This is a genomic window from Microbulbifer mixtoriginis (SeqCode), from assembly GCF_052467945.1.
The window spans coordinates 2,815,283-2,841,003 of sequence record NZ_CP174328.1 but is presented as its reverse complement, the minus strand read 5'-3'; the positions used below and the strand labels follow the sequence as shown (position 1 = coordinate 2,841,003).

At 49.9% G+C, this 25,721-nt stretch carries 14 protein-coding genes; 5 read left to right on the top strand and 9 right to left on the bottom strand.

What is annotated here, in order from left to right; all coding sequences use genetic code 11:
* Positions 1 to 1,702 precede the first annotated feature (1,702 nt).
* The 3 genes from ACJJIJ_RS12485 (at position 1,703) to ACJJIJ_RS12475 (ending at position 13,063) form a co-directional block, all read left to right on the top strand.
* Positions 1,703 to 6,358 carry a fibronectin type III domain-containing protein gene (locus ACJJIJ_RS12485; protein WP_444937541.1) on the top strand — a complete coding sequence of 1,552 codons (4,656 nt, stop codon included), beginning with the start codon at positions 1,703 to 1,705 and terminating at the stop codon, positions 6,356 to 6,358.
* 185 nt (positions 6,359 to 6,543) lie between these two features.
* The gene (locus ACJJIJ_RS12480; RefSeq protein ID WP_444937540.1) at positions 6,544 to 12,564 is read left to right on the top strand and encodes a toxin TcdB middle/N-terminal domain-containing protein; all 6,021 of its coding nucleotides are present in this window, start codon (positions 6,544 to 6,546) and stop codon (positions 12,562 to 12,564) included.
* A 25-nt stretch (positions 12,565 to 12,589) separates the two neighbouring features.
* A complete protein-coding gene (locus tag ACJJIJ_RS12475; RefSeq protein WP_252082870.1) occupies positions 12,590 to 13,063 on the top strand; it encodes a hypothetical protein in 474 nt (157 codons plus the stop codon).
* Between the two features lie 1,151 nt (positions 13,064 to 14,214).
* Here the strand turns inward: ACJJIJ_RS12475 and ACJJIJ_RS12470 are convergent.
* The 3 genes from ACJJIJ_RS12470 to ACJJIJ_RS12460 form a co-directional block, all read right to left on the bottom strand.
* A complete protein-coding gene (locus tag ACJJIJ_RS12470; protein ID WP_286036972.1) occupies positions 14,215 to 14,343 on the bottom strand; it encodes a hypothetical protein in 129 nt (42 codons plus the stop codon).
* A gap of 352 nt (positions 14,344 to 14,695) precedes the next feature.
* Positions 14,696 to 15,943: a ribonucleotide-diphosphate reductase subunit beta gene (locus tag ACJJIJ_RS12465; protein WP_252082869.1), complete on the bottom strand. Its 1,248-nt coding sequence runs from the start codon at positions 15,941 to 15,943 to the stop codon at positions 14,696 to 14,698.
* 450 nt (positions 15,944 to 16,393) lie between these two features.
* A complete protein-coding gene (locus ACJJIJ_RS12460) occupies positions 16,394 to 19,333 on the bottom strand; it encodes a ribonucleoside-diphosphate reductase subunit alpha (protein ID WP_444937539.1) in 2,940 nt (979 codons plus the stop codon).
* Positions 19,334 to 19,372: 39 nt separating this feature from the next.
* Between ACJJIJ_RS12460 and ACJJIJ_RS12455 the strand changes: the two genes are divergently transcribed.
* Positions 19,373 to 19,627 (top strand): hypothetical protein, encoded by a 255-nt coding sequence (locus ACJJIJ_RS12455; RefSeq protein WP_444884105.1) that lies wholly within the window; start codon positions 19,373 to 19,375, stop codon positions 19,625 to 19,627.
* Positions 19,628 to 20,154: 527 nt separating this feature from the next.
* On the opposite strand, the gene argF is transcribed toward ACJJIJ_RS12455, so the two are convergent.
* Positions 20,155 to 21,069 (bottom strand): ornithine carbamoyltransferase, encoded by a 915-nt coding sequence (argF, locus tag ACJJIJ_RS12450; RefSeq protein WP_444937538.1) that lies wholly within the window; start codon positions 21,067 to 21,069, stop codon positions 20,155 to 20,157.
* 22 nt (positions 21,070 to 21,091) lie between these two features.
* On the bottom strand, positions 21,092 to 22,276 hold the full coding sequence (locus ACJJIJ_RS12445) for an acetylornithine transaminase (RefSeq protein WP_444937537.1): 1,185 nt from the start codon (positions 22,274 to 22,276) through the stop codon (positions 21,092 to 21,094).
* Positions 22,277 to 22,598: 322 nt separating this feature from the next.
* Between ACJJIJ_RS12445 and grxD the strand changes: the two genes are divergently transcribed.
* Positions 22,599 to 22,931, top strand: a complete 333-nt coding sequence (gene grxD, locus ACJJIJ_RS12440; RefSeq protein ID WP_444937536.1) for a Grx4 family monothiol glutaredoxin — start codon at positions 22,599 to 22,601, stop codon at positions 22,929 to 22,931.
* A gap of 112 nt (positions 22,932 to 23,043) precedes the next feature.
* Here grxD and bfr read toward each other — a convergent pair whose 3' ends face one another.
* The 4 genes from bfr to ACJJIJ_RS12420 all read right to left on the bottom strand — a co-directional run bounded on the left by bfr (position 23,044) and on the right by ACJJIJ_RS12420 (position 25,555).
* Complete coding sequence (gene bfr / locus ACJJIJ_RS12435) at positions 23,044 to 23,535, bottom strand: bacterioferritin (RefSeq protein WP_252082861.1); 492 nt, start codon at positions 23,533 to 23,535, stop codon at positions 23,044 to 23,046.
* 299 nt (positions 23,536 to 23,834) lie between these two features.
* Positions 23,835 to 24,020 carry a hypothetical protein gene (locus ACJJIJ_RS12430; protein WP_444937535.1) on the bottom strand — a complete coding sequence of 62 codons (186 nt, stop codon included), beginning with the start codon at positions 24,018 to 24,020 and terminating at the stop codon, positions 23,835 to 23,837.
* 24 nt (positions 24,021 to 24,044) lie between these two features.
* Positions 24,045 to 25,163 carry a DUF2254 domain-containing protein gene (locus tag ACJJIJ_RS12425; protein ID WP_444937534.1) on the bottom strand — a complete coding sequence of 373 codons (1,119 nt, stop codon included), beginning with the start codon at positions 25,161 to 25,163 and terminating at the stop codon, positions 24,045 to 24,047.
* Positions 25,164 to 25,312: 149 nt separating this feature from the next.
* Positions 25,313 to 25,555, bottom strand: coding sequence for a bacterioferritin-associated ferredoxin (locus ACJJIJ_RS12420; protein ID WP_435583619.1), 243 nt, complete (start codon positions 25,553 to 25,555; stop codon positions 25,313 to 25,315).
* Positions 25,556 to 25,721: the final 166 nt, after the last annotated feature.

Below are 25,721 nucleotides of genomic sequence, written 5' to 3'. Positions count from 1 at the left end.
ATGCCTCTCTGGCCGATGCAGCGGATGCATAGTACAGCTTACAGGTGTGCCAGATACTTATAGTTTATGCTGATCCCACTAGTAAAATATTAAAGTATAGGGGTTTGAAAACGTGCTGCTCTAGATTGTGACCATTAAGTTGATGACCCGCTTTCAGCCTCTGATTAACGTTAGTATTGAGCTGATAATGTAGTGACTCCTCAAATGGTAGCTTGCTTCGGCTACGGATAATGGCAGCCTGGAAGGCCCACCTTGTGCCATCATTTCGCCATTCCCGTAGTGATACTCTGGATAATGATAGTGAAACTGCACTATATAAATTCATAATCTTCTACTTCTATTGGGAAGCTGGGATTTTTATTCGCCGATGAGTTGCGAAGAAACAAAGCCCATTTTCTTGAGACGCTTGTCACTCTAAGTTATGTGTGGGCTTCGTTTTGTCGGATAATCCAGGTGGTTGAGCGTATTGTATAGTCGGAATGATTGTGCTGATTAGGTGATGTAGTGAAAATGAGGGGGATAAAATAAAAGGACTGATTATGATAACAAAGATAGGTAAGTGGTTCAGTGGAGTACTATTTCTGGGGGTTGTGGCAGTTTCAATCTTCGCTGTCAACGCCATTTATTTTAAACCTTGGTCTATCAATATTTTTTTGAAAGGGCATTTTTTAAGATCTAAGGAGTCAGTCCAGGAAATCTCACTATGTACGGTATTCTTGAGAAATTTGGGTTAGATGAGCGCAATGCACATCTCGATGATGTGTCTGATAAAGAGCAGCAACGTAAATTACTGAAAGCATAAAAATGCGACCTGGGTAATTACAAGTCTCGCTACTTCCCTGTAATACGTGCACTTATAAACAAAGGTAATTTTACCATTTCTGAGGTGGTAGCAAGCACAAATATATCTCAGCTGGCAGTAATTCAAGTTATGAAGAGTGTGATTAAGTAAAGATTGGTACGAGTGTCATTAGGTGAAGATGCGAGAGAGTGAAAAATTCGGTTGATTCGCAAAGGTAGCCCTTTATTACCTGGGTTTAAGGCCGTAATGGATGGCCACATTGGAAACTGAGAAACCCCTTAATGCCGCGCTTTCGGTGTCCCTTCCTGAGTTGCTTGGCAATGCAATTAGAGTATTGGAAAAGTGCTCTTATCTGGCCCGGATGCAGCAAGGCATTTTGATGAAAGATGGGGATGATTGATCAATGTGAAAATAAAATTCACTCGCCAAGCATCTGCAATAATTATATAGAGTGACTTTTTGTGACACTTAAGGTGGCATTAAAGAATAGATTGTAGTTCTACCACTAAAGTTTCAAAATTTCTGAAGGTTAATCTGCCTGGGGGTGAGATTAACCTTGTTGCTATTTATAAGTTTTCCTTCAGTTGCACTTTTTTGGAATGTTCTTTGTCAACGGAATGGTAGTTGGAAACTAGTACTGTATTTAAGAAATGTAATTTTCTGTAAGAATGAATTTGGCGACTTGGTCGTAAAAGTTGCTTATATTCTTGTGTGCCTCTAATTCTTGTGGTTTCTCTCTGTGAGTATTCAAGGTTTTGTGGTTTTGAAGTTAAATATGTTTTCAGTGGGAGGTGTTTGGAGGGTATTTATTATTTTACAGATGTTTTTGAAAAGTTTGGATTAGATTCTGATGTTTGTCAGTGTTTTATCTAGATAAATTATAATAACTTGGTTTGATAAATGTTTACTTATATTCGTAATTTATTTGTACTGCAGCTAGTTTTTGCTAGTGCAGTTGCATATGGAGATTACCTGGATGGTCCTAGTGTGGATACTGACGGGAACTTTTCTTTGGAGTATATGCCGGTAGATGCTTCATTTTCCTTGAGTCGAACATATTTGAAAGAGTATAAAAACGGTAACTATGTACGAACTCTCTCCCTGAATTCATGGGGAACGTCAAATAAATTTGTTTCGATATCTGGGCTTTCTGCTGGTACCTATCATTATGAATACTGGCATGAGTTTGAGGAGTGTATCCCAGACGACGATTTTAACCGGAATGCTTTGAGAGCTCCCGAGCTATGTAGGGGGGATACTATAGAGTATGAAACTGTCATCGCCACACATACTGTTAATGTGGTAACTCAGTTGCCAGTGCCTTCCAGTATTAGTTATACCTCTTTCGATAGTGATGGAACCTACCCGATTAGCTGGTCCTCAGTTACTCACGCAAGTAAGTATGAGCTTTACCGCAGCCTGAATGGTGGTTCTTGGAATAGAGTTTATAGCTCATCAGGGACTAGCTTCCCTGAAAGCAGCCGTTCCAATGGCAACTACCAGTATCGTGTACGCGCTTGTGTTTCTAACATATGTAGTGGTTACAAGACCGGCGGAACTATGAAGGTAGAGCATACTCCATCGGTTCCATCTTCCATCAGTGTACCCAGCTATACACCCTCTAGCAGTGCAAATCTAAGCTGGTCTGCCAGTAGCGGGGCCACTCGTTATGAATTACAGCAACGCAAGGATAATGGAAGCTGGTCGGGTAATATTTATTCTGGTTCCGCTACCAGCAGAACTGTTTCTTCATTGAGTCATGGAAGCAACTATCGATATAGAGTGCGTGCTTGTAATACTACCTGCTCTGGTTATCGTGAAGGAGGGGATTTGATTGTCTCTTATCGCCCTGGAGTACCTACTCCTAGCCTATCAACGAAGAACAGCCCAGATGGTAAATACACACTTAGCTGGAATGCCATGCAATTTGCCGCTATCTATCAGGTTTTGGATGCTAACGGTTCATCTATTTATAGTGGCTCGGGCCTGAGTAAGAGTTTTACTGATATTAATAACGGTACATACAGCTATAAGGTACGCGCTTGTAACGAAAATAAATATGCCTGTTCCGATTATTCCTCACTGGTAACAGTTAAGGTCGATCGCGACGTAGGTGTGCCGGTATTGTCAATAGATTCAGCGGAGAGTTGGAAAGGAAAGCTTACCCTAAATTGGGGAAAAGTGGATAAAGGCGGCCTCGAAGTTAAATATGAGGTGTTGGATAATACTGGCAAGCAAATTTATCTTGGTACTGATCTAAAATTCACTATCACAAACTTGAGTAATGGACAGTACTGCTACAAGGTTCGAGCACTGACCTCTAGCGATCAGTCCAGTTATTCTCCGCAAGATTGTTCTACTGTTGCCATACTGCAACCACCAGTAGTACCAGACTATATCACTTTGCCTTCTTCTACTGGTGAGGGTTATACAGTGAACTGGCCATCGGTCGATAACGCCGATAGCTACCTCTTGCAGCAACGTATTAATGGTAACAGTGAGTCGGCTTGGCAAACTGTATACTCGGGCTCTGGTAATGTTTATGACTACAATGCCTCTCCATTCGTATACGGTACCCACGATTATCGTGTCCAAGCTGCTAACAAGGCAGGTTCATCCGACTTCAGTGACACTTTTACAGTTACTGTTGAAGTTGATCCAACGGTACAGATCCGTAAGCAACTCTATTACAATGAAGCCGATCAAGTACCGGCAGCTCAACATAATCCGGCTCAAGGTATTTTCTCCCGTGATAAAGCGGCCTTCCGCTACCTGGACCTGATGTATATCGTTGATACCGACACCAATACGGTCATCAACCCTTATGCCAGTGGTGAAGCCACGGTTGAATTTTCCAGCCTGTATGACACTGTTGAGCGTAACCTCGCCACTGATGTGGAAGCGTTTATTTTTGAGCAGCTGACCCATCATCCCGACAATGAAAACCTGCAGCGTTTCACGCTGGATGTTTACTACGATCGCGCGGTAGCGGAAATGATCCTGGCCAATGAAGCCCTGGATAATGCTCGTATCAGCCGCCTGCGTAACGAAGCGGTGGAGGTTGAAGTTGGTCATATAGAAACCGCACACCAGTTGTTGAAAGACGCCCTGGAGCAATACAACTCCCTGCTGACTTATGCACCGGAGTTTTTAGCGCAGTGGGGCCCTACCCGTGGCCAAATCAGCCCCCGTTACTACGACCCCAACGACCTGGCACAAAAAGATGTAACCCCGGCAGAATTACTGTTCACCGGTTACAAAGATGTCACCATGCTCTATCAGCTAATGAGCAAGTTGGTTTCTACTAAAGTGCAGCAAGCGCGTTTGGCCGTCGTAGCCGGACAGACCAATACCACCTTGTTGGCGCAAATGGTTGATGAGATGGACACGCTGCGCAGTGAGCTGATTGCCAAAGAGGCATCGTTGCGTGCGATCTTTCCGAATGTCGACTTTACCCAGGTGCAAGGTTTCTCCGGCCTGCCTGAAGCTGTATCCGAATGGAATACCCATATCAGCGATTTGGAAAACTCAGTGAGCTGGCTCACTGGAGAAACCAATATTCTGGGTCTGCCCCAGGATGCTGTGTTGCTGGTACAGGGCTACGGTATTGATGGCAACACCGTGTTTGACTCCTTCGATGCACTGAGTGACTTTCTGGGCAACGAAAGCAGTGGCCCTATTGCCACAGCGCAAAACAGTTTGGTAGCAGCAAAAACCAGCTATGAGAACTATCGCCACAGCGCCGATAAGCTCGCTACGGAATATACCGATCGTCACCAGCAACTGGGCAACTGGTTGTACAGCTTGCTGGGCCTGGAATTCCCGAGTAATTGTTTTAACCAAGACTGCATCATTATTGAAGAGTCTGCGCAGCAAGGTAGTGAAATTGCGCTACAGGCGAAAAACATCGAGCTCGCGGAAATTGCGCTGAGTAATAATTTGCAGCGTATGGAAAATCTGCTGGATACGATTCAAATTGAAATTGAGCGACGCGCGGAAGAAGAGGGTATCGTCGACGGCATGTCGAAGATCATCCTGGATTATGGCTCCAAGCAGGAATCCATTTCGAAGCAGATCACCAATATTCGTGAAGAAGCGGAGAAATCCAGAAAGCGGGGTGGCTTCCTGAAAGTGGTGGGTGGCGCGATCAAAGCGTATTTCACCGGGGATACAAGCACTATGAAGCAGGGTATTGGTCAGGTAGTTTCCAGCCATAAGAATCTCAAGAGTATTAAAGAGATTGGTAAACTGGAGGCGCTGAGCATTCGCCTGGGCGCAGAGGAGCGAGCGAAGCTGAATGACAGCACGAATAAACTGCTTGATGTGGAAAGCCGTGCACGTGTGCGCACCATGTGGCTGGAAGCGAATACCATCGCTCTGGATATTGCCCAGGCAGAAGCGACCGTAGAGCAGGAAGTTGAGCGCCTGATCGGTATGCTTAATCAGGCACAGCGGGTTATGAGCCAGATGTTCACCACCAACGCTAACCTGGCAGAGCGTTATTTTGCTGACCCGATTCACGCCAGTCGCCTGACTACAGAAATGCTGCGTGCGGAACGTCACTTTGAAGAAGCGCAGAAATGGTTGTTCTACACGGTTAGTGCACTAGAGTACAAGTGGCAGGAGCCTTTTGTTGGTCCCAGTAGTGGATATAGGAAAGAGGCTATTTATGGCTTGCGTAATGCTGAGGAGCTGAGGGATTTCCACAGTGAGATGTTGTCTTTCGATCAGTTGCGTGACCTGAATGGCACTCAGCAGGCAACGGATAAATTCTCGCTTAAGGACGATGTGTTCGGTTATGTGGATCTTATCAGTGGTATCACGCAAAGCTATCCACACCCTGATCCTGAGCAGCAGAATGGCTCTTTGTTAAGCTCTGAGAAAGCTTTTCAGGAAAAACTGCGTTTGTTATCGCGTTCTATCCGTGAAGACATTTGGGTAACTGTGGAATTTAGTACTGCGAAGGAGTTACCACGCAGTACTTTCTTCAAGGGGCCTGTAATTGCGGACGATGATGATCTGACTTGCTTGGCAGCCGGAGGTACATACCTGGATAAAATTGAGACTATTGGACTCAATATTCCAGTCAAGTATAGCCTTATTAATGAAACTGAAGTGCCAGCGTTCTTAACCTACGGAGGTACCAGCTTCCTACGTAGTAAAACGCCAGGTACTTTGGTGGACAACGAAGGTGATGTGGGCATTCAAGGTGAGTTAATTACCCATAGTCCTCGTTTCTGGGATACCGGGGAAGGTAGCAATTTAGCCTTCCGTGATAGTTATCGCGTATTTATGTCTGCAAATCTGGATACGTTTAACACCGGTTCTGGCTCCAATTCCACGATTACTAGCGTCTTCAAGGAGCGCAGTGTCGCCGCAACAGGTTGGCGCTTATCGATTCAATTGAAAGATCGGTTTGGTCAGCTTGTAGATATTGATGCGATTAAGGATATTGAACTGATCTTCAATCATCGCTATAAATCAAGAAATTTTGATACCTGTGGTGATGATGATATTGGTCCGCTATTATTGCTGAAGCAGCCAGTAATTCACTAATCCAATCAGTCTAACTTCTAAAAAATAGAGAACCTTCTTGGCAATCCAGTGGCATTGATACCCCTGGATTGCTCCTCTATTTACAGGAGAAGTTACTAAATATCATCAATATTTATTTATAAATAAAAAAGAATTAATTTTTAAGATGCTTTTTATAAAGCGCTTTTTGTTAAACAAGGATGCTTATGCTGCGCAAATTATTGCTGTCTTGCTGCATGGTTGTGTCATCTACGGCTGCTGTTGCTGCCAATGAACACACCGCTTTGCAAGCGCCCGTTCTCAATCTGCCGACAGGTCCGGGCAGTATCTCCGGGCTCGGTGAGGCTTTCACCCCTAATTTAAATACCGGCACCAGTTCACGTCTAGTGAACTTGGCTGTGCCCCCTGGGCGCAATGGACTGGCTCCGGATGTATCACTGGAATACAACAGCGGGTTTGGTAACGGGCTATTGGGACTGGGGCATAAACTGGTTATTCCCTATATCCAGCGTCAAACCGACAAGGGCCTGCCTAATTATTCAGAGTGGGGTCAGACTGATCGGCAGGATAACGACCGCGATGGTCGCACCGATGAGTTTGATGAGTTTGATACGTTTATCAATCACCTGGGCGAAGAATTAGTTCTGGTGGAAGACGGTGTTTATCGCACCAAAAATGCCAGCGATTTTGCTCGCTACGAGCGTCTGTCGAAGGGTTGGCTGGTGACTCAATCCAACGGCCTGCGTTGGTATTTGGGGCAAGACTCTAATAGCCGAGTCAGTGGCAACAACGGCACATCGGTATTCTCCTGGTATCTAGAGGCGGTAGAAGATACCCATGGCAATCGTATCGACTATCAATATCGCAAGTTGGATGATGGTGTTCAGATTTATCTGGACAGGATTCAATATAATACGAATGGCGATATGGCGGTGCAGTTTCACTATGAAGACCGCCCTGACATCCTAACAAATTATAAAGCGGGTTTTGAGATTAAAACCGCTTATCGCTTGCAGCGCGTGGAAACACAATTTGCCGGGCGCCACTTACGTAAATACGAATTTTCCTATCAGCCGCTAACGGAATGGCAAAGCCTCTCTTTGTTACAGGAAGTCCATTCCAGTGCAGGCGAGGGCGAATCTACGGTAACCCTGCCACCAGTACGCTATGGCTACACCCACTATCAGCAGGATCAGGTGTTTATGTCACCGATGCCGGCTGCGAGTCAGGTACCACTGAATAACCCCGACGTTGCCTTCTTGGATATTAACCGCGATGGACTGCCGGATATTATTAACACCGCACCGAATAAAGACAGCTACTGGCTCAACCTAGGTCCAGGGGACGATGGCCTGCCGCAATGGCAGAACTATCGCGAAATGAGTACTTTTTCCTATAGCCGAATTTCTAATCCCGCCGTTACCTGGGCTGATATCGATGGTGACGGGCTGGTTAATATGCTGCAGTACAATTCCGGCAGTATTGATTACTTCCACTTGGATGAAACGCATAATTGGCAGTATAGCGGGGCACTCAATCGCCTGTATATTCCCCTGGACAGTCCAAACGTTGAAATGGTGGATATCAATAACGATAAGCGCATTGACGTTTTTACAACCTCTGCTAGCACTAATGGGAAGGTTACATCTCATATAGTGCAGTTGAACCACCCCGATGGCTGGTCGCAGCCCATCGAATTACCGATACCTGCAGATAGCCAGAGAGTGCGTTTGGGTGATCCCAATGTCTTTCTTCGGGATATGAACGGAGATGGTCTGCCTGATCTGGTTTGGGTTAGCAATGGCTACGCGGCTTACTACGCTAACCGTGGCCTGCAGGGTTTTGCTCCCGCAGTAGTGTTTGCCAATAGTCCCGATACGTTACACAACCTCAAGAATGTTCGTGTTACTGATATCAATGCCGACGGCCGCGCTGACCTGGTGTATCTGAATGGAACCCATGTATCCATCTGGCTTAACCAGGGCCTGAACAGCAACCAACATCAATTAGCCCAATTTAGCCAGCCACAACTGATCCAGGCCCAAGGCAATGTTGCTCCCGAAGAGGTGCGCCTGGTCGATATTAATGGTAACGGCTCTACGGATATTGTTTGGTACAGCCCCGGTCGCGGTGCTAATACTTTTTATTTCGCAGAGCTATTCCCCAATGAGCAACCGAATCAGCTAAAAACGATCGACAATGGCCTGGGTGCATTGACGACCCTGGAGTACGGCTCTGTTGTCGAGGAGATGGTGAGAGACCGCGAGGGTAACAGCCCCTGGTCGCAGGGTATCCCTGTGGCAATGCAGGTACTTAAGCGCGTTGTTGTGGATGATGGCCGCGGTGGTGAACAGCAAACCACCGAGATGGATTACTGGGACGGCTTTTACGATGCTGCCGATAAAGAATTCCAGGGCTTTGCACACAGTGAAGAGCGTCGCGTGGGCGATGCCAGTACCCCGACACTGGCAACCCGCTACGAATTCCACCTGGGCCAAAAAGCCGATGGCACCGAACAGGAAGCCCTACAGGGCAAGATCAAACAAATAGAAACCCGCGATGCCTTCGGCGGAATTTTCTGGCGAGAGGAAAATCAGTGGGAGTTGCGCCAACTGCTGTCCGGTTATGCCGAGGAAAGCCGCAAAGTCGAGTTTGCGGCTATGACCGAACGCCAGCAGCATATGCTGGAGCGAGGCAGCGGTACCCCAGTGACCCTTGCCTGGGAGTATGACTACGATAATTACGGCAATACCACTTATATCAAAGAGCTGGGCCGTACCGATGGCAACTGGCAGGACGAGCGTATTACCCAATTGCGCTTCAGTGCGGAATCCGCCTCTGCACAGGGCCACTGGTTCCTGCACCTACCGCTAGAGCGCAAGGTTACCGACCTATCGGGCCGCGCTGTGGCCAAAGAGCAGTGGTTCTACGATGATGAAAGTTTCTCCGCTGGTAATTTAGGCGCGGTCTCCAAGGGCAACCTGACCCTGCGTCGACTCTGGCACGATGCTGAGAGTGCAGATGCCTATGTTGCCGCAGAGCGCCACCGCTACGATGCCTTCGGCAACCGCATTCAAAGTTATGACCCCTTGTGGGACGCCAACACAGGCCACCAAACCAAAGTCACTTACGACTCGCAATATCATACCTTCCCAACAGAAGTGGGTTTGCATACCGGCAGCCGCTGGCTCACCGCTCGTGCGGGTTACGACAAAGGTCTGGGTGTACTTACCGACTACACCGACTTTAACGGACAGCAGACCCAATATGGTTACGACAGCCACGGGCGCCTCACTGCCATGGCCAAGCCAGGGGACAGCCTGCAACTCCCCACGGTTGAGTACGATTACCAACTGGCGCAGATGGTGGATGGTCACCGTATCAGCTGGGTAGAGACTCGCCAGCGCGAGCGGAGTGGTGCTAGCGGTACCATCGACAGCCGCCGTTTTTACGACGGTCTGGGCCGCACCCTGATGGTGCGCAGTGAAGCCGAGCAACCGGGACAGGTTGTGGTCAGCGATCACAGTAACTTTAATGCGCGCGGCCAAGTAGTGCAGACCGCACTGCCTTACTTTGCCCAGGGGCTCGCCTATCGCGCTAATGATAAAGGCCAGCACCACCGACAATATCTTTACGACGCCCAAGGGCGTACCCAGGAGGTTTATCAGCCCTATACCGCGCAAAGTGGGGAAAGTGTCTTCAATCGCATCACCTATTTGCCCATGGCACAGGTGCTGGAAGATGAAGAGCAAACTCGTGCGAACAGTGTTCACCATGGCGCCGCCAAAAAACTGGTGTTTGATGGCCTGCAAACGGCGCAGGGTGAGTACCGCCTGAGGCAAGTGGATGAAATTGTTGGAGCCAATACCCAGGGCGGCATCGGTGGTGCCACCTGGTCCACCTATTACGACTACGACCTCAATGGTAATTTTATCCGCCTGCAGGATGCGCAAAATAATGTGCGCACCATGCACTACGACGACCTGGGGCGTATGCGCTTCTTGGACGACCCCAACCGCGGACAGCGCTGGCAGTACTTTGACGATGCCGGCAACCTACTGGCCACCCGCGATGCCCTGGGGCAGGAGCGGCACTATCGCTACGACGGCGCCAACCGTCTCTTTGCCGAGTATCAATTATCGCCGCGAGGAGAAGCTCCCAGCGGCGCAAATTGGCAACCGGGCTTGCAGCTGGGCTCCACCTCACCGGTAGTCAGCTACCAGTACGACCAGCGCGGCGAAGAGGGCGGTGCCTTCCTGCTTGGGCGCCTGGCCAAAGTGACCGACCAAGCTGGCTTCGAGCAATGGGGATATGACGCACGCGGCCGAGTGGTACAGCGCCAGCGCAAGATTACCGGCCCACAAATTGACAGCCCCCTCTACACCACGCGCTTCGCCTATGACAGTGCTGGGCGTATGACACAGCAGTTCTACCCCGACAATAGCCGGGTGAACTTCGAATACAACACCCGCGGCCTGCTCGAGCGCATCCCGGGAGTGGTGGAACGCCTGGACTATACCGCCAATGGGGTTTTGCAGCACCAAGGGCTGGCCAATGGTGTTGAAACTGATTGGGGTTTTGACGAGCGCCAGCGACTGGCTGGCTTGCGCACCCAGCGCAGCGGGGACGCCCTGCCACTGCAACAGTGGGATTACCGTTTTGATGCCGTCTCCAATGTACTCGGTATCGACGATCAACGCCCCAGTGACGCTCTCGCCGCAATGGCTGCCGAACTCGGCGCAACCAGTGCTCAGGCAGCCTCCCTGGCAAAAAATATTGTCTACAGCTACGACGATGTCTATCGCCTGACCGGCGTTGCCGACGATATCGAGCAGGTTTATTACAGCTACGACAAAATCGGCAACCTGCTGCAAGTGGGTCGCGCGAGTGTCGACCTGGCAGATATGGCCACCGCTGGAAATACCCAGATCACAGATCTGCGTTACGGCGGCAGCCATGACAATGGCAACACTGGCGCCTCCAACCGCAGCAGCCGTGGCAGCCTGCCCGGACCCCAAGCGTTGAGCTGGGCTGAAGGCCTGATTGAATACGATGACAACGGTAATCGTACGCAAGCCGGCGACCAGACCTACCACTGGGACCACGACCAGCGCCTGACTTATGCCGGTAATAAGCAAGCTGCTGACCAGTACGGTTATGACTTTAAACACCAGCGCCGCTTTAAAATCACCGAACGTACAGGCGGAGCTCGCAGCGTCACTCTGTATATCGACGGAGATAGTGAAGTACGTGATGGCAAATTACTGAAGTACATCAGTGTTGGCCAGAAACGTATTGCCCGCAGTGACCAGAGTGGAGAAGTGTTCACGCCGACTGAGTATTACCTGCACACGCACGTAGGTTCTACCGACCTGACTCTGGATAAGGCTGGCAAGATCATTAATGTCTTTACCTATAAGTCTTACGGCGAGCTGGAAAATGTCTTCGGTGATAGTACCGCAGCACCTTACCGCTATGCGGGTAAAGAGCTGGATGAATCTACGGGGTTAGGTTACTTCGAGCGTCGCTACCTGCAGTCTGACTTTGGTACCTTTATCAGCCCGGATCCGGTGCTAAATCACTCGGGACGTTTTACGGATCCACAGCGTTGGACGCCTTATCGCTATGCGCGGAATAATCCGATTAACTTTATAGATCCGATGGGAGAGTCGGTTGTAGAAGCTGGTTCTGGTTCTGATTGTTGTGGTGGTGAACCTTCCAAGCCAAAGGAGGTAAAAATAACTGTAAGTGGAACACCAAATGGAAACTATGCGTCGAGTTGGGCTTATCCTGACGGTGACCCTAATAAAGTTTACCAAGCCCCACTGTATGATTTAACTGTTACTACGGGAGATAAATCAAAAACTTTTGAGGTGATAAGATTTGGGCCGAGAAATAAGGATGGAAAAATGTCAGTTGCAGGCTTGGCGGATAAGCAAACTCATACGATTGATTGGTATCCAGAATATGAGATACATAGTGCCAATACTGACGAAAATGGTGCTTGGATAGTTTATGATAACTTTCTAATTCATGATGGACCAGATAATGAAAGGGAAACGTTTGGGACAGCTGGTTGCTTGGAGATATGTGGTCCAAAAGGGTTTTCAACGTTCAATAAGACTTTGTTAGAATTTTCTGAAGCAAAGAGTTTAGATGATGTAAAGGCAAAAATTACGTATGAGTCTGCTGACAGGCCAAAACTTTCAGATTTTAAGCTAAGGTGAAGTCGATCATTATTTGGAGGGGTTAATGAAGCTTCAAGCTATATTTATTTTGATTTTACTTTTACTTCCTGTGGTTGGAAGCTCTAAGTCAATAAGGAGTGATAATTCTGCTTCTATGCTTGATATTTATAACCTGGGTATCTCTCAATTTGAAAATAATTTAGGTTTTAAGGGGCTTAAGGTTGATAAAGTTGATATGGCCGATATAGCCCCAAGTAAGGTGGAGGATTTTCTTGGTCAAGAATTTGGAGTTAATGCATTTGATGGCAGTAATGAGTATAGGGGGAGGGTGATATCTCTAAATTATGAAAATGGTTTTTTTACTGAGTTTGGGGCCTATGAAGTTGAGTTTCAAAATTCTAAAAAGCTAAAAAAAGCTATAGAGTATATGGATTCTATAGGTAGGGATTATTTTAGAAGTAAAAAGAAAGCTACAATGTTCTCCTGGTTTTATGGTGAGAATTCTATTTTGATTGTTTTTGGAGATTATAATAATTGAAAGGTGGGAGTATTTGGTAAAGTTAGTCGAAAAAATGGTGAAGTAATTTTATGAATTAATCTTTTACCTTTAAGTGATGGTTGGAGTAAGCTGCCCCAATTTCTTTGGGGCTTGCTTGATGGTTTTTGTTGCGATTGGTGTGATCGTTTTGGATTTTTCTAGTTTTTTTAATAGTTTTTCTCACGATTGTTTTGTATAGGTGGGTGTTCGGAAAAATCTGTATGCAATATTTGATGGTCAATGTTTTTATAATGACTGGGCTGGATTGATTCAGATCAAACCGAGCACATCCACTATAAAAAAATAGGAGGTTACGGGTTTTGATGAGGGAGCCTAAACCGAAAAGAAAAACCAAGGATAAATCCCTTGATCCATACTAAGGATCGCATCATCAAACACAAGAATGGAATGCTCAAGCTGGCAGAAGATCTCGGCAAAATCACCAAAACTTGTAAGATGTGTGATGTATCGAGACACCTTCTATCGGTACAAAGAAGCTGTTTTAAGCGGCGGCGAGGGTGTTTTTTTTGAGAAAGATTGGCGGGTACCTAACCACAAATCGAGTTGATACTGCCATCGAAGATGGTCCTATTGACCTATACCCTGCAAGAGCCTGCCCGTGGAAAAGTTTGGGGATCTAATGAACTACGTAAATGTGGTGTATTTGTATCTCCCAATGGTGTTCTAAGCATCTGTTAATGGCATATCCTGGTCAACTTTAAATTGTGATTAAAAGCGCTTAAGGCCAAGTTGGCTAAAGAGGGGATGATACTCACCGAGTTACAAGTTCAGGCTTTAGAGTGAAAGTGGCATGATGAAGTCTGGAGGGTGTTTAAAACTCTGTGTCAGCCAGGAAGCTATAAGTTACCTCGTCCCTAGGAGTTTACATAGATATTTCAATGTACCTCCTATTTTGTATTGAAGCGGGCATTATGCCCGCTTCAATACATCACTTCCTGTGAACGACTATTTTTTAGTAACTCCATTTCTACAGCCTGTTGGGGGAGGTTCCACATGAGCGAAACCTCATTATTGGTATCTATAATCTTCTCTATATGTATTTCGTTACGCCCAGCTCAGTAAATAAGAAACATTCTCAAAGTCACCGGATACTGTAATTGGAGTCAGTTAATGCTGTGACTCGCAGCGGCTTACCACCACAATGCACCGTCGGTCTGATATTCGATAATGCGGGTTTCAAAAAAGTTTTTCTCTTTGCGCAGATCCATAATCTCAGGCAGGTCCATAATCTCAGAAATCCACTGGAACGGGTTTAACACGTTAGGGAATTGTTCTTTGGGGCCTTGCTGGCTGGGTGACGGTTAGCAAGGCGCTGGAAGAAGCTGCTTGATGAGAGCGGGAGTGGGGCCTCGCTCTGCAAAAAAGTTTATGAGTTATTTGTTGCGGGGACTTGGCAGGTTCCACTTGAAATAGACTCCGAGGGGGCAAGGTGTATTGCAATAAATGTTAAGTCAGGGGGTGGAGAGGTAAGAAAAGCCTTTTTATGCTTTTGTTTTAAACTATTCAGGATTTAGATAAAAAAAAACGGGCTGAAAGCCCGTTTTCAATACTTCTCTTCCTGTGAGCGACTACTTTTTCCTTTTGTAGTAATTCACTGGCCGGAAGCCTCTCTTACCACTGCAGCGCGCCGCCGGTCTGATATTCGATAACGCGGGTTTCAAAGAAGTTTTTCTCTTTGCGCAGGTCCATAATCTCAGACATCCACGGGAATGGGTTCTGTGCGCCTGGGAACTGCTCTTTCAGGCCCAGCTGGCTGAGGCGGCGGTTGGCGATAAACTGGAGGTATTCCTCCATCATATTTGCATTCATGCCGAGTACGCCGCGGGGCATGGTGTCGCGGGCGTAGGCCACTTCGAGTTCCATACCTTCGAGAATCATCTGGGTCACTTCCTGCTGGAATTCCGCCGTCCACAGGTGTGGGTTTTCCAGCTTGATCTGGTTGATCACGTCGATGCCGAAGTTCAGGTGCATAGACTCGTCGCGCAGGATGTACTGGAACTGCTCGGCAACACCGGTCATTTTGTTGCGGCGACCCATAGACAGAATCTGGCTGAAACCACAGTAGAAGAAGATACCTTCGGTGACGGCATAGAAGGCGATCAGGTTGCGCAGCAGCTCCTGGTCGGATTCAACGGTGCCGGTTTTGAAGTTGGGATCACCGATGGCCTGGGTGTGGGACAGGCTCCAAGCCGCCTTTTTGGCAACGGCGGGCACTTCGCGGTACATATTGAAGACTTCGCCTTCGTCCATGCCCAGGGATTCTACACAGTACTGGTAGGCGTGGGTGTGGATCGCTTCTTCGAAAGACTGGCGCAGCAGGTACTGGCGGCACTCTGGGTTGGTGATATGACGGTAGATAGCCAGTACCAGATTATTAGCAACCAGGGAGTCCGCAGTGGAGAAATAACCCAGGGAGTATTCCACGATACGACGCTCGTCCTCGGTCAGACCGTTGGGGTCTTTCCACATGGACACGTCTTTGTTCATGTTGATTTCCTGGGGCATCCAGTGGTTGGCGCAGCCGTCCAGGTATTTTTGCCAGGCCCAGTCGTATTTAAAGGGGACCAGCTGGTTGAGGTCGGCACGGCAATTGATAATACGCTTTTCATCCACCTGGATACGGGCCGCACCCATTTCCAGTTCTTCCAGGCCGGGCGCCGGGTCCAGGCTGGCAACGGCTGCACGTGCAGCCTCAACAGCGGCGGAGCCATTTTTTGTGGTGGAGCTCGCTGGAGTTTCCGCAGAGTAAGAAGCGCTGGGCTCTTGTACGGATTTCGCCTGGGGCTCCGCTGCGGTCTGCGCCTTAACGGCTTTTTCGGGTTGTTGGGGCTTTGTCTCGAAATCGTCCCAGCTCAGCATAGTCGGCCCTTTTAATCGGTCTCGTTATCGAAAATTCGATATTAATTTCTGTGTTCTTCCTGGCGCTACATTCGCAGAGCGAGGCCAGGGGTGCTATTCCGGAATTTTCCGGCAGTGGTCAATCGCTGCAGGTATTTTTACCCCAGCGGGGCACAAAATTTTTGTGCCAGATCAATTATCACTTTGCTTTTAGCCAAAAATTATTTTTGGGTTTTTGCCGCACGGCTGTGAGGTTTGTGGCAAAGTTTTTTCGTGGTTTTCATACGCCGCACCTTTGTGCGGGTTACTGAAAACGCAGTTGGGAAAAAACGCAGACGATCCCCGGCCCGAAAATTCTTCCCGGTTTTTGCAGCCGGGTGGGCCGGGGTCGTTGCGCATGGTCATGCCCGCACTTGCGGTTACGACGCTCTCCCCCGAGAGTGAGTACAGGCCCCAGTAGGGGCCAAATTTTTACTGACAGGCTTCGCAGTCTGGATCGTCCAGAGAGCAAGCCTGCGGCACTGCCGCCGGTGCGGGTGCAGCCTGTTCTACAGGCGCTGCTGCGGCGGCACCATTGCTGCTGCCGTGTGCGCTTACCGCGTTCAGGGTGCCGCTGTTTACAGTGGATTTCTCTGTGGTAGTGGCAGCCAGGGCACGCAGGTAGTAAGTGGTTTTCAAGCCGCGGAACCAAGCCATGCGATAGGTCAGGTCCAGCTTCTTGCCATCAGCGCCGGCAATATACAGATTCAGGGACTGAGCCTGGTCGATCCACTTCTGGCGACGGCTGGCGGCGTCCACAATCCAACGCGGTTCCACTTCAAACGCGGTGCGGTATTTCGCTTTCAGGTCTTCTGGTACGCGATCGATTTTCTGCACGGAACCCTCGTAGTATTTCAGGTCGTTAACCATGACCTGATCCCACAGGCCGCGATCTTTCAGATCGTGTACCAGGTAGGGGTTTACTACGGTGAATTCGCCGGACAGGTTCGATTTCACATACAGGTTTTGATAAGTCGGTTCGATCGACTGGGAAACCCCGGTGATATTGGCAATGGTCGCGGTAGGGGCGATCGCCATCACGTTGGAGTTACGCATACCTTGGGCTTTTACTTTTTCGCGCAGGCCGTCCCAGTCCAGAGTGGAGCTGGTGTCCTGATCGATAAATTGCTGGCCGCGCTGCTCAGCCAGGATCTGGATGGAATCCAGTGGCAGAACACCCTTGCTCCACAGGGAGCCTTCGTAGGTCTGGTACTTGCCGCGCTCAGCAGCCAGGTCGCTGGAAGCGGAGATGGCTTCGAAGCTAATCGCTTCCATGGTGTTGTCGGCGAAGGCTACGGCTTCATCGCTGGCGTAGGCGATGCCGGCTTTGTACAGCGCGTCCTGGAAGCCCATCAGGCCCATGCCCACAGGGCGGTGACGCATGTTGGACTGACGTGCACTTTCAACCGCGTAGTAGTTAATGTCGATCACGTTATCGAGCATACGTACCGCGGTTTTTACGGTATTGGCCAGCTTGGTGCGGTCGAGTTCACCGTTGTCACCAATATGTTGAGCCAGGTTGACGGAGCCCAGGTTACATACGGCGATTTCGTCGTCGGCCTTGGTGTTGAGCGTGATCTCGGTGCACAGGTTGGAGCTGTGTACCACACCGGCGTGCTGTTGCGGGCTGCGCAGGTTGCAGCTGTCTTTAAAGGTGATCCAGGGGTGGCCGGTTTCGAACAGCATGCCCAGCATCTTGCGCCACAGGTCGAGCGCGCGGATTTTCTTGAACAGACGCAGCTTGCCTTCGGCAGCCAGTTGCTCGTAGTGGTTGTAGCGCTCTTCAAAGGCGGTGCCGAACAGGTCGTGCAGGTCCGGGCAATCGGCCGGGGAGAAGAGGGTCCACTCTTTGTCTTCGAACACGCGCTTCATAAACAGGTCGGGGACCCAGTTTGCGGTGTTCATATCGTGGGTGCGGCGGCGGTCGTCACCGGTATTCTTGCGCAGTTCGAGGAATTCCTCGATATCCAGGTGCCAGGTTTCCAGGTAGGCACAAACAGCGCCCTTGCGCTTACCGCCCTGGTTGACGGCTACTGCGGTGTCGTTGGCCACTTTCAGGAAGGGCACAACACCTTGTGACTTGCCGTTGGTGCCTTTGATATAGGAACCCAGGGAGCGCACTGGCGTCCAGTCGTTGCCGAGACCGCCGGCCCACTTGGACAGCATGGCGTTGTCGCGGATAGCACCGTAAATGCCGTGCAGGTCGTCCGGTACCGTGGTCAGGTAGCAGGAGGACAGCTGCGGGCGCAGGGTGCCGGCGTTGAACAGGGTCGGGGTGGAGCTCATGTAGTCGAAAGAGCTCAACAGGTTGTAGAACTCTACCGCGCGCTCGTTCTTGTTTTCTTCGTTAATGCTGAGGCCCATGGCGACGCGCATAAAGAAAATCTGCGGCAGCTCGAAACGAATATCGTCACTGTGCAGGAAGTAGCGGTCGTACAGGGTCTGCAGGCCCAGGTAGGTAAACTGGTGATCGCGCTCGCCTTTTAAAGCTCCGCCGAGTTTTTCCAGGTCGAAGGTGGCCAGGGCGGGGTCCAGCAGGTCCAGCTCGATACCCTTCTTCACGTAAGCGGGCAGAGTGGAAGCGTAGAGTTTTTCCATCTCATGCTGGGTGGCGCGCTCGGCGATATCGAGGAAGCGCAGGGCTTCGGAGCGCAGCTTGTCCAGTAGCAGGCTGGCTGTGGCGTAAGTGTAATTTGGCTCTTTTTCAACCAGAGTACGCGCAGTAATTACCAGGGCGGTATTGATATCGTTTTCGGAGACGCCGTCGTAAAGGTTCTTCAGAGCCTCGCTGAGGATGGCCTCGGCGTTAACGTCTTTCAGACCTTCACAGGCTTCGCTGACAACAGTGCGCAGGCGCTCCATATCCAGGGGAACGAGGCTGTCGTCGTCGAGTTTAACGCGGATGCTGGGGTGCGCATCGACGGCCTGCTCGGTTTCACTGGCACTTTTTTCTTTTTCTGCACGCAGGCGTGCGTGCTCTTCGCGGTAGAGTACGTAGTCGCGGGCAACCTTGTGTTCACCGGCGCGCATCAGGGCCAGTTCCACCTGGTCCTGAATTTCCTCGATATGGATAGTGCCGCCAGAGGGCATGCGACGCTTAAAGGTGGCGCTGATCTGGCCAACCAGCTCCTCGACTTGCTCGTGTACACGGCTGGACGCAGCGGCGGTGCCGCCTTCAACAGCGAGAAAGGCCTTGGTAACGGCAACGGAAATTTTGCCATCGTCGTAGGGGACAACGGTACCATTGCGCTTGATGACGCGGATCTGGCCCGGTGCGGTGGCGGCCAGAGTGGTGCCGTCAGTAGCCTGGTCGCTGGTTGTGCCTGATTTTGCCGCAGGCACGGTTTGAGAGCGCCCTGTCTCTGTGTGCATGTAAATCTCCGAAAGGTTTGTATTGTTGTCTGTCCGCGTGTGTTCACCAGAACAGCGCCACTGGACTGCGTGGCATGTGCGGAGCGAGTCCATCGCTTGGCCAGTGATTCCTCCCACACCGTGAAGGCACTGGAAACAGGCGGCTCGGTGGCCGGCATTCAGTTAAGCTTTGCCGGCTGCTGCCTGTGGCGGATCATTCCTTTCCGCCCGCTTACCTCTGATTCTGCTTTGAAAAAAGCAGCGTCTGGCACCGGCCGCCAAAAAGTGTGGCGGAGTGCCGGGATTCGCCCCTAGATTTGGGGATGCTCAAGGTCCCTTACCCCAATATATAGGGGGTATGCCTCGAGCGCGCTACAAGATAATGCGGTAGGCGGGTCAGTTCAAGCCGAATAACTTTGTGGTTGTTTGTGGATAAATTGTGGGTAGGCGTGTTGAGTCAGTAGCCACTTCCGCGGCAGGTCCCGCCACAGCTGGGCTGCATGGCATTTGTCAGTGAAGGGAGAAGGGTAATACAAGCTCTTACAATTTTTTTTAATAGCCGGGGCGTTCTAAATTAACAACGGCAATAACCATTTGCGAATGTGCGCAATTTGAGCAAGTTGGTACTAAGATGATCAGTTTTATGGCGTGATTTTTTTGTTGCAACATGCCTGGTTATTATTTGTTCATACGTATTGTTTCGTCTGAACCTGTATTTTGATGCCACGAAAAAGTGCGTGGTCGTTTTTTATACGGATGTCAGTTGGTGGAGGGGTGGTAGGGCGGAGGATGGGCCAGTCGACAGGTTGTAAATAACGCCATCGACCGACGCATAAAAAACCTTACTGGCTGTGCTCCTGTAAAAACTCCATGAGTGCTTTCTGTGCATGTAGGCGATTTTCCGCCTCGTCCCATACCTTGGAAATACGCTCGTCCTCCAGTAATTCGGCGCTGACTTCCTCACCGCGGTGCGCTGGCAGACAATGCATGAAAATTGCGTCTTCGTTGGCGTGGCTCATCAGCTCGTGATTCACTTGGTAGCTGTCGAAGGCTTCGCTGCGGGCTTGTTGTTCTGTCTCCTGGCCCATGGAAGCCCAAACATCGGTACTGACCCAGTCGGCATCGCGCACGGCCTCCACAGGGTTATGCACAACATTTACCCGATCGCCGGCGGCAGCGACAATATCGGCATCTGGAGCATATCCTTGGGGGCAAGAGATACGTAGTTCAAAGTCGCAAAGCCGCGCCGCATTGATATAGGAGTGGCACATATTGTTGCCGTCGCCCACCCAGGCCACCACTTTGCCCGCGGGGCTGCCGCGGTGTTCGACGAAAGTCTGGATATCGGCGAGTAACTGGCAGGGGTGGTAACTGTCAGATAAAGCATTGATTACGGGCACCCGTGAGTGGGCTGCGAAGCGCTCCACATTTTGATGGCCGAAGGTGCGGATCATTACTATGTCGACCATGCGTGAGATCACCCGAGCGCTGTCTTCGATAGGCTCGCCGCGCCCCAGCTGAGTGTCGCGCGGTGACAGAAACAGGGCGCTGCCACCCATCTGCGCCATGCCAGCTTCAAAAGAGACGCGGGTGCGGGTGGAAGACTTTTCAAAAATCATTCCCAGCACTTTGCCGCGAAAGAGGTCGGTAGTAATGCCCTGGTTGCGCAGGGTTTTTAATTCGATAGCGCGTTCGATAATTTGTTTTAGCTCCTCTGCGGAGAGATCCATTAAGGTGAGGAAATGCCTGGCCGCCATAAATTGTTCTCCTTTGAGTGCTTCAGACTGCCTGAGGGATAAATTGTTGAATCAGAGTGCTGACATCGACGGCCAGTTGCTGGCACTCCTCGTCAGTAAGGATGAGTGGAGGCAGTAGCCGCACCACATTGCCGGCGGTGACGTTGATCAGTAACGCCTGCTCCCTAGCCCGTTCGACCAGCTCAGCGCAAGAGTGGTTGAGTTCAATACCGATCATCAGACCCTGTCCGCGAATATCCACTACCCCTGGGCAATCGCCCAGTCGCATGCGTAGGGAGTGTAGTAATTGTTCGCCCAGTTTATCTGCGCGCTCAATTAACCACTCGCCCTGAAGAGTCTCCAGCACGGCAAGACCGGCACGGCAAGCGAGAGGGTTGCCGCCGAAGGTCGAACCGTGGCTGCCAGCGGTGAAAAGGCCGGCAGCCTTGCCGCGGGCGAGACAGGCGCCGATAGGGACACCATTGCCGAGCCCTTTGGCGGTGGTTAATACATCCGGCACTATGTCTGTGTGCTGGTAGGCAAACATTCTGCCGCTGCGACCGTTGCCGGTCTGGATCTCATCCAACATTAACAGCCAGTCGTGCCGATCGCAGAGTGTACGAAGTTGTTTTAGGTAGTCGGTATCTGGTACGCGGACACCGCCTTCCCCTTGTATTGGTTCCACCAGTATGGCGACGATATCGCTGTGCTGTTCTGCCAGGTTTTCAATGGCTTGCACATCGTTGAAAGGCACCCGCAAAAAACCCTCGGGTAAGGGGGCGAAGCCCTGTTGTGCCTTTTCATTGCCTGTTGCCGTAAGCGTGGCGAGTGTTCGCCCATGGAAAGCGCCCTCCATAACCACAATTTGCGGTGTCACCAGCCCGCGCTCATTACCGAGTTTACGCGCTAGCTTGATAGCGGCCTCATTGGCCTCAGCACCGGAGTTGGAGAAAAATACATTATCCATACCCGATAGGAATACGAGCCGGTCGGCCAACTGCTGTTGGGGAGGAATGTTGTACAGGTTGGATACATGCAGCAGGGTGTTGGCCTGCTCCTGTAGGGCTTCGGTGACTTTGGGATGGCAGTGGCCAAGACCGCAGACGGCGATACCGGAAATAGCGTCCAGGTAGCGGTGGCCGCGATCATCCCACACGTAGTTTCCCTCGCCGCGGACCAGGGTCAGGGTCCTTTCGCCATAGTTGTGCATCAGTGTGTGGGGGGGCACTGAGACGCCTCCTTATTTAATCGTTGGGCTTGTTTAATAGAAACCATTTCCGCAGATAATTCTGTTTGGTGTATTTTAATCTGCAAATTATATCGTTCAGCTAATGCTAACACAGCCTTTACGGCGTGTGGGCCATCTATTTGATTTCTCTTTGTAAAGGATGGGGCCATTGGGGAGTGGTGCGCATTTTTTGGCTATGCACTGCTGCGGGTACTTATTCCCCCCTGCGCTGAGGTACAATGGCCGACCGTGCGCAATGGCTGGGTGCCGATGCGATACACGTTAATAAATTTGCTTCCACCACCTGAGGTTTCTCACGCTTATGGATACACTGGAGAACATCAAACAGCAGATTGCTGACAACGACATTCTGCTCTACATGAAAGGTAGCCCCAACGCGCCCCAGTGCGGCTTTTCCATGCGCGCCTCCCAGGCGATGATGGCCTGCGGTAAGCGCTTTGCTTATGTGGATATCCTGGCTAATCCAGATATTCGCACTGAATTGCCCAAGTACGCCAATTGGCCGACTTTCCCTCAGCTTTGGGTGAAGGGTGAGTTGGTCGGCGGTTGCGACATCATTATGGAAATGTATGAAAATGGTGAGCTGAAAACCCTGATCGATGAGGCATCGGCGGAGAGTGAAGGCGAAGGTTAATTTTCGTTTTTGCTTCGATGTATCTGCCTGGTGAAAGCGGCAGTACATGGTTGAGAATAAAAAAACCGCAGTTGAAACTGCGGTTTTTTTATACCTGTTAAGGTTGTTCTAATTATTTGCCAGAGTGGCCGGCTGCAGTTTCCATTTGAGTTTGCAGGTAGTTTTGAATGCCCACTTTGTCAATCAGTTCGAGCTGTGTCTCCAGCCAGTCGACATGCTCTTCTTCGGAGTCGAGAATTTTTTCCAGTAATTCACGGCTGCCGTAATCGCGTACCGATTCACAGTAGGCGATAGCTTCGCGCAGATCGGGAATTGCTTTGGATTCAATCTTCAAGTCGCACTTGAGCATTTCCTCGGTATTCTCACCGATCATCAATTTGCCCAGGTGCTGCAGATTGGGGATACCCTCAAGGAACAGGATACGCTCGATCAGCCAATCGGCGTGTTTCATTTCATCGATGGATTCGTGGTATTCCTGTTTGCCCAGCTCTTTTAAACCCCAGTTGTCGTACATGCGCGCATGCAGAAAATACTGGTTGATAGCTACCAGCTCATTGCCCAGTACTTTATTTAAATGTTCGATAACCTTGGGATCGCCTTTCATAGCTTTTGCTCCTGTGGCCCTGCGAGCTAGATAACACCCTCAGAGAATTCCTATTTGTTGGTTACTTGAAATAAGTAGCAATAAAAAGTCACTAAATTGTGTTAGTCACTTATGTCTGCAGCTGACCGATTTCCCACAATTTATTTTAGGGTGATAGCTGCAATCCGGGCCGAGTTTGCGTTGCGATTTGCGGCAAGTCAAGAAGAAGTTGTTAGCTGCGGAATGCAGAAAAAACACGGTTTTTAACACGAATTTGGCCGAAAATAGCAACGAAAATGATTCTTGTTTAGGTTGCAGTGTCAGCTGGCGAGCTTTTTTTGAATAGCAGATGTTATTTGCTGAATTTCAGTGGAATCGGTTTCACTCCTAATAAAGTTTTTATTGTCGTTGGCCAGACGTTGCAGATAATTAAATAGTGCAGTCTTGTCTTTTTCCCTTTGGCAAACTTCGGCGAGATGTTCCAATGCGTTGAGTAAGTGGCGCATAAAAACGCCATTGGCGCGGCCGTGTTAGACGATTTCATCCAGTGAAGCATCAAGCAGCTGAGCAAATTCCAATTTGCAGCTGATTAGGCGTAAAGCTCCGCTGGAGTCAGTAAAACAATTCGCAGGTTCCGGTCTTTGCAGCACAGTACCCAGCCCCTCAATGAGGCGGTCAACACAGGAATAGGCTGTGAAAGGATCATTAATACCGGGGGATAGTGCACGTACTGCAATCTGTGATAACTGGCGCACTGAAAAAACAATGTCCTGCTCGGCAGTGGGCAATGCGCCAATTTGTAGGGCGGACTGCAGTGGTGGAATTATCTTTTCAGGGTTGTCGCCCTGATAAATTCTGCCGATGTGTCCCCAGTGATGCACATAGGAGCCTGGGTGACAATGGACCTGCACACAGCAATTAAATTTTTCCGCAATGGCAATCATTTTTTCCCGGTCGATGATCTGTATATAGCCCCCGCGGGGAGTGGGTAAGGGGATCCACCCAGGCCCCAATGCCAGGCGCTCAGTATCGAAGTGCTCGCCGCTTTTGGGCTCTGTTGAGCTTGGGTATTCACGGTTTATTGCCTGGTGGAATTCCAGGTTGATCTGGTGGGCGATGTTATCCACTTGGATGGATTGCGCCACATTGTGGATGAAATAAACGAGGTAGCCGACGCTGATTAGAGTGAGCAGTAATGCAACTTGGATAGCAAAGCCATAGGTAGTGATTTCCCCAGTGCTACCCTCAATACCGCGCATTGTGACCAGTGCATAGACATAAGTTGAGAGAAAGATCCCGAGGGACCCCTGGGTACTGCGATCGCGGATAAAATTTCTTACCAGGTGAGGGCCAAATTGGTTGGAGGCAAGGGTTAGGGCCACCACAGTAATTGAGAATACAGTACCGGCAACTGTAATAGTTGAACCGGCAATTACCGAGAGCAAGGCGCGTGCGCTGTTAACGTCGGTCATATGCAGCCAGTCGAGAGTGGCGATATGGCCTGTTTCAAATACAGGCAGTGCGCTTAAAAGGGCGTCCAGCTGACGCATCAGGTAGGCGAGCAGCAACGCCGACAGAATCATCACGAGTGGCACACTCCAAAAGCTGGAGCGAAGCCGTTCATAGAAGTGTAAGAGGTGCTTCTTCATGGGCAAAGCTGAGCACATTGATGTGCACCCAGCTTAGCGCACCGAGTGTGATTGCCAGAAGTCTAGGGAAAGCTGCAGGGGTAGGGCTTTAAGTATAACTGGCCGCCATTCATGGCAATCTATTCGTGCGCGGCGGCCAAAATGAGAGCTTAGCTGGCGGAGTAAAACAGTCCGCTGGTGGCCGAGGAAATCATTCCGGTACCCAGGGTTTCACTGATAATTTCCTTGGTCTGCTCGGCACAGCGACCGCACTGGGAAGAAACCCCGAGCTGGCGTCTTAGGGCCTTCACAGAAGTGGAGCCATCGTAGACAGCCTCTTTGATTTGGCGGTCGGTGATACCTTTACAGATACATACATACATCGTCGTGGGCTCTGCTCGATTTCTGTTCAATACTAGACTGATGTGAATCCTATTGCAATTGAGAATGAGTGTCAATAAGATTCCAGAAAGATTAAAAAGCGACCTCTATGTTCCTTTTTTGTGCGAATTATCGGTTGTTTTTTCCTAATTTGAGGCCTGGTTCACGCATAGCTTTTCCGCTATCAGGCTCATTAAA

Bases quoted from the DNA above. Each gene is read 5' to 3' on its own strand.
- ACJJIJ_RS12480 (WP_444937540.1), top strand. From the start codon at position 6,544: ATGCTGCGCAAATTATTGCTGTCTTGCTGCATGGTTGTGTCATCTACG.
- bfr (WP_252082861.1), bottom strand. From the start codon at position 23,535: ATGAAAGGCGATCCCAAGGTTATCGAACATTTAAATAAAGTACTGGGC.
- grxD (WP_444937536.1), top strand. From the start codon at position 22,599: ATGGATACACTGGAGAACATCAAACAGCAGATTGCTGACAACGACATT.
- ACJJIJ_RS12430 (WP_444937535.1), bottom strand. From the start codon at position 24,020: ATGCGCCACTTACTCAACGCATTGGAACATCTCGCCGAAGTTTGCCAA.
- ACJJIJ_RS12475 (WP_252082870.1), top strand. From the start codon at position 12,590: ATGAAGCTTCAAGCTATATTTATTTTGATTTTACTTTTACTTCCTGTG.
- ACJJIJ_RS12465 (WP_252082869.1), bottom strand. From the start codon at position 15,943: ATGCTGAGCTGGGACGATTTCGAGACAAAGCCCCAACAACCCGAAAAA.
- ACJJIJ_RS12460 (WP_444937539.1), bottom strand. From the start codon at position 19,333: ATGCACACAGAGACAGGGCGCTCTCAAACCGTGCCTGCGGCAAAATCA.
- argF (WP_444937538.1), bottom strand. From the start codon at position 21,069: ATGGCGGCCAGGCATTTCCTCACCTTAATGGATCTCTCCGCAGAGGAG.
- ACJJIJ_RS12425 (WP_444937534.1), bottom strand. From the start codon at position 25,163: ATGAAGAAGCACCTCTTACACTTCTATGAACGGCTTCGCTCCAGCTTT.
- ACJJIJ_RS12485 (WP_444937541.1), top strand. From the start codon at position 1,703: ATGTTTACTTATATTCGTAATTTATTTGTACTGCAGCTAGTTTTTGCT.